The sequence below is a fragment of the Leisingera sp. F5 genome, assembly GCF_001593695.1.
In genome coordinates this window covers 1-4,823 of the sequence record NZ_LUKH01000147.1, presented here as the reverse complement: position 1 = coordinate 4,823, position 4,823 = coordinate 1, and the positions used below count along the sequence as shown (strand labels likewise).

Annotated in this window: 6 protein-coding genes; all 6 read left to right on the top strand. The window is 61.7% G+C overall.

Annotated features, from left to right (window positions below):
- Positions 1 to 1,579, top strand: a 1,579-nt coding sequence (locus tag A2I95_RS26025) for a cytochrome c peroxidase (protein WP_291734580.1), incomplete at its 5' end; no start/stop codon positions are given.
- On the top strand, positions 1,579 to 2,436 hold the full coding sequence (locus A2I95_RS26020; protein WP_291734578.1) for a phosphate/phosphite/phosphonate ABC transporter substrate-binding protein: 858 nt from the start codon (positions 1,579 to 1,581) through the stop codon (positions 2,434 to 2,436). The genes A2I95_RS26025 and A2I95_RS26020, both read left to right, overlap by 1 nt.
- The gene (locus A2I95_RS26015; RefSeq protein WP_291734576.1) at positions 2,433 to 3,203 is read left to right on the top strand and encodes a phosphonate ABC transporter ATP-binding protein; all 771 of its coding nucleotides are present in this window, start codon (positions 2,433 to 2,435) and stop codon (positions 3,201 to 3,203) included. The genes A2I95_RS26020 and A2I95_RS26015 overlap by 4 nt, the downstream gene beginning before the upstream one ends.
- The gene (gene phnE / locus A2I95_RS26010) at positions 3,203 to 3,946 is read left to right on the top strand and encodes a phosphonate ABC transporter, permease protein PhnE (RefSeq protein ID WP_291734574.1); all 744 of its coding nucleotides are present in this window, start codon (positions 3,203 to 3,205) and stop codon (positions 3,944 to 3,946) included. Before A2I95_RS26015 ends, phnE begins: the two co-directional genes overlap by 1 nt.
- A 223-nt stretch (positions 3,947 to 4,169) precedes the next feature.
- Positions 4,170 to 4,466, top strand: coding sequence for a transposase (locus A2I95_RS26005; protein ID WP_291734571.1), 297 nt, complete (start codon positions 4,170 to 4,172; stop codon positions 4,464 to 4,466).
- Positions 4,463 to 4,823, top strand: a 361-nt coding sequence (locus A2I95_RS26000) for an IS3 family transposase (protein ID WP_291734568.1), incomplete at its 3' end; no start/stop codon positions are given. The genes A2I95_RS26005 and A2I95_RS26000, both read left to right, overlap by 4 nt.

Genomic DNA, 4,823 nt, shown 5'->3' with positions numbered 1-4,823 from the left:
GTTCGAGGCAGCCACGGCAGCCGTGGCCCAGGGTATCCTGCGTCACTTGGCAGCGGCAGAGACTGCGCTTGGTCAACCCAGCGCAGCACATGAGGTTGCCAATGCCGAAGCGCTGTTCCGGGCGTTCGAGGACGGCATCAAGGCGGCGGATGCGAATGCCGCGCGCGATCTGGGGCGGGCATGGCTCGCCCTGAACTCCTCGCTTGGCACTGCTGGCGTACTTGGCCATGGAGCGCAAGAGACCGATGCAGAGAGCTTTGCCGCAGCACGTGCAACGCTCGAAACCTATCTGACAGAGAATTATTTGCCTGCCGCCTATGCGGAACGCGAAACGCTGACCCCGGTTCCCGAAAGCGCCGTGCGCTCGGGAACGCCGGTGTCGCTGCCTGCAACCTTGCCTCCGGGGTCGAATATCGCCGATCAGCGGGAACTGCCCCGGCTGGTGCTGCAATTTGAAGAAGCTGGCGAGGATGAGGCGAACCTGCCGCTGGTTGCCTATGGCGACATGCTGTTCGACAGCCCGGAAATTTTTGGCGGCCCGGCTCGCGAACTGGGTATTGCCTGTTCCACCTGCCACAACCGTTCAGATGTGAACCGGGACTTCTTCATCCCCGGACTGTCAAAGTACGTGGGTGGCATGGATGTGGACGGCTCCTTCTTCAACCCGATGTTCAATGACCGGGTAGACGACCATCTGGACACGCCTTCGATGCGGGGCATCCGCTTTACTGCGCCTTACGGGCGCGACGGGCGCGAGCCCAGCCTGCGGCGGTTCATCCGCAATGTGATCGTGACCGAGTTCGCAGGCGATGAGCCGACACCCTTCCAGCTGGACGCGCTGGAGGCCTATGTCAAGCAGTTCGACTTTCTTCCGAACCCGAAAATCGACAGGGCGGGCAGGCTGACGGATTTGGCCTCGGATGCAGCCAAGCGCGGGGAGAAGCTGTTCAATACCGATTTTGCCGGACTGGGAGACCGCTCCTGCGCCTCGTGCCACACGCCCGAGCGTAACTTCCGCGATGGTCTCACATACGACATCGGCACTGCCGAGCCCCCCTTCCTGGGCGGCACGCCAATCCACTTTGAAACCCCCACCCTGCGCAATATCAACTTCACCGCGCCCTATATGCACGACGGGTCGCTGCAAACGCTGGCCAGCGTTGTGGACTGGTTCGACGAAAGCAAAGATCTGGGGCTGGATGAGGCGCAGCGTGCCGATCTGACCGCCTATCTTGAGGCTGTCGGAGATGGTGAGGAACCCTATCAGGCGTTTGAAGGCCGCGACAGCGTGTTCCGCCTGTCCTGGGAAGAACTGACCACTTTCGCAAGCACCCTGGATACGCTGCTGCCGATGCGCGATGCCGAAAACATCGCCCTGTTGGTGGATACGGTCGCCCCTGATCTGGCGGCAGATGCGAGTGTCATGGTTAATCAAAACTCCAAGCCGGAGATCTATGAGTTCGCGGCCATCCTGCGGGCTGTCGGCGATGCAAGCGCCAAAGGCGATTGGGAGGAGGCAGGCCGCCAGTGGGACCTGTTCAAAGCGATGCAAGCCGATATTGACGAGAGGATGTTCTGATGCTGTCGCGCCGCAATTTTCTGGCCGTATCGGCCGCAATCCTCGCCGCGCCAGCCTTGGCAGCGGGTGAGGAGCTGAAACTGGCCTTCATTCCGCAAGAAAACCCCGAAAAGCTGCTGGGCGACATAAAGGCGGTCACCGGCTGGCTGTCCGAACGCATGGGAATGCCGGTGACAGGGTTTGTGACCTTCGACCATGCCGCCGCCGTCGAGGCGCTGCGCAACGGCGATGCAGACATATCTTTCATGGGCGCTCTGCCTTATGTTCTGGCCGAGGATCAGATTGGTGCCGTGCCACTGCTGTCCGAGGTCTACCGCGGGCAGCCGAGCTATGCGGGCCGCGTGTTTGTCCGCAAGGACAGCGGCATCGAGACGCTGGCCGACCTCAAGGGGCGTGACATTGCCTTTGCCGATCCTGTGTCGGAGTCCGGCTATCTCTACCCGCTTGACCTGTTCGTGCGCGAGGGGCTCATTGCCGATGCAGTCGATGCGGACAATTTCTTTGGCCGGAAGTTCTTTGCCGGGGGCTATCAGCAGGCGATGCAGGCCATGGCGAATGGCCTCGTGGATGCCGCCGGCGCCAGCCAGTATGCCGATCTTCTGCTGACACCGGATCAGCAGGCAGAAGTCAAAGTCCTGGCCGAAAGCGAACAGATCCCAAGCCACGCGGTTGTTGCCCGGCCCGGCCTGGACAAGCGCGTGCAGGCCAGGTTCGTCGAAACCATGCTGCAGCTCAATGAGCCCGGCAACCGCCACCTGCTGGCGTATCTCTATGGGCCGGACGGCTACATCGCGGCGGACCGGGACGTTTACGAAGGCGTGCGCCAGACCGCTCGGCGCTACGGGTATCTGAAATGACAGCAGCCTTCACCCTGAATGCAGTGTCCCACCACTTCGACGGCGCCGCGGCGCTGCGCGAAGTGTCGCTCAGCGCTGCACCGGGTGAGCGGGTGGCCCTGCTTGGCCCGTCGGGCGCCGGGAAATCCACCCTGCTCGCACTGCTCGACGGCCGCCTGCGCGGCTGGCACGGCGAGGCCGAGGTTCTGGGGGGGCCGCTTTCGGCAACGCACGCTCCGCCGCGTGAGCTGCGCACCAGTGCCGGGTTCATCTTTCAGGAATTTGCGCTGGTTGACCGGCTGACTGTCTATCAGAATGTGATGAACGGGCGGCTTGCCCGGATGCGGACCTGGCCCTCCCTTTGGGGACGGTTCGGCGAGCAGGATCACCTCAAGGTGGCCGCGGCGCTGGAAGACACCGGCCTTTCCGGCCTGGCCCGGCGCCGGGCGGACCAGCTTTCGGGCGGTCAGCGGCAGCGGGTGGCAATTGCCCGTTGCCTGGCGCAGGATCCCAGGCTGATCCTTGCCGACGAACCGGTGAGCAACCTTGACCCGGCTCATGCGGAACGGATCCTCGGCCTGATCACAGGCGCAGCTGACAAACGCGGCATCGGAGTCGTCTTCAGTTCGCATCAGCCAGAACTGGCGCGCCGATTTGCCGACCGGATTGTGGGGCTGCGGGCCGGCGCAGTGCAGTTCGACAAACCCTCCGCTCAAGTGACCAGCGATGACATCGCCGAACTTTACCACGGCACGGTTCCCGGCGCCGGGCTGCGCGTGGTCAGCTGATGAGCCAGGTGCTGACTTGGATCTTGCTGGCGGCGGCCATTCTTTGGTCCGCCACAAGCGCAGATATGGGGCTGGATAAGCTTCCCGGTGCAGGGCCTCGCCTGGGCGAATTCCTCGGACGGATGATGCCGCCGGACCTGTCGATCTGGCGCGAAGTCATGCGGGGTCTGGCAGAAACCCTGCGGATTGCCATCCTCGGTACTTTCTTTGCGGTTATCCTGTCGGCCGGGCTGGCAGTTCTCGCAGCCGAGACTTTGGTGCCTGCTGCCGTCTGGCGCCCGGTTCGCGGCCTTCTGGCGATGATCCGCTCCATTCCGCTGATCCTGGTGGCGATGCTCATGGTTGGTGCGGTGGGGCTTGGGCCCTTGCCCGGGATCCTCGCCATCACCTTCCATGCAACGGGTATGCTGGCGAAATTCTATGCCGAAGCGATCGACAATGTGGCCGCCGCCCCGGTGGCAGCACTGGAAAGTGCTGGCGCCAGCCGCACGCAGCAGCTGCGATGGGCGATCTGGCCTCAGATGGCGCCGGTCATCCTGCGGGACACCGTGTTCCGTTTCGAACTGAACCTGCGCGAAAGCCTGATCCTCGGCATCGTCGGTGCGGGCGGCATCGGGCTTTATGTCCAGACCTACGTTCGCTCGTTCCAATATGACAAGGCCGCGACGGTAACCATGGCCATTGTTGTGCTTGTGCTTGCGTCGGAGGCGGTCAACTCCGCCCTGCACAAGCGGTTTTCCTGAGCGGACCCTTCCAGATTATTATGAAGGTTATATTAGGCGAAGCTGCCATTTGAGCGAAATAGCTCTGTGGCGGCTTTGTCCGCTCCTCGTTAGCCGGTCGTGGTTGCAACGAAAGGGCGGTTTGAATTTCGCGCCTCAGACTGGCATTGAATGACCGGTCTGAACTTCGTTCCTGTTCCCGGACACCGGGGTAAATTACCCCTGTCCAGGAAAGGAGCATGGAATGGGACAATCGAGACGAACGTTCACAGATGAATTCAAAGCCGCAGCTGTTGGCCGGCTTTATAAGCCTGGTGCCACACAAACCAGCGTGGCCAGGGAACTGGGTGTGACGAGTTCCCAGCTGAAGACCTGGCGCTTGGAGATCGAAGCGGCAGGATCGATGGCGGCACTGCGCAGGCAACAGGCGGATGCGGCGGAACTGGATCGTCTGCGGAAGGAAAACAAACGCTTGAAGCTGGAAAATGAGATCCTCGAGAAAGCTTCCGCTTTTTTTGCCTCAAGGGCAGCGAAGACATGAACACGAAACGTGCTTTCGTCGCTGCCCACAAGACTGTTTACCCGATCGCTCAGCTCTGTCGCCTTGTTGGTGTTGCGCGCAGCTGGTTTTACGGCTTTGTCCAGTCACAACCTGCCCGAGATCAGCGGCAAAAGCTGCGTACCGACCGGGACGCCGAGTTGCTTCCAAAGATTAAAGAGGCGTTTTCTCAAAGCAAAAAACGGTATGGTTCAAAGCGGGTCCACCAGGATCTGAAAGCCGATGGCGAGGACGTTTCGGAGCGGCGCGTGGCCAGAATAATGCGGGAAAACAATGTCTCGCCGCGCCTGTGCAAGCGCCGAAAGCCGCGCACCACAGACAGCAATCACAGCCTCAAAC

Excerpts from the sequence above, each read along its gene's own strand:
- A2I95_RS26020 (WP_291734578.1), top strand. The coding sequence starts at position 1,579 with ATGCTGTCGCGCCGCAATTTTCTGGCCGTATCGGCCGCAATCCTCGCC.
- A2I95_RS26015 (WP_291734576.1), top strand. The coding sequence starts at position 2,433 with ATGACAGCAGCCTTCACCCTGAATGCAGTGTCCCACCACTTCGACGGC.
- phnE (WP_291734574.1), top strand. The coding sequence starts at position 3,203 with ATGAGCCAGGTGCTGACTTGGATCTTGCTGGCGGCGGCCATTCTTTGG.
- A2I95_RS26005 (WP_291734571.1), top strand. The coding sequence starts at position 4,170 with ATGGGACAATCGAGACGAACGTTCACAGATGAATTCAAAGCCGCAGCT.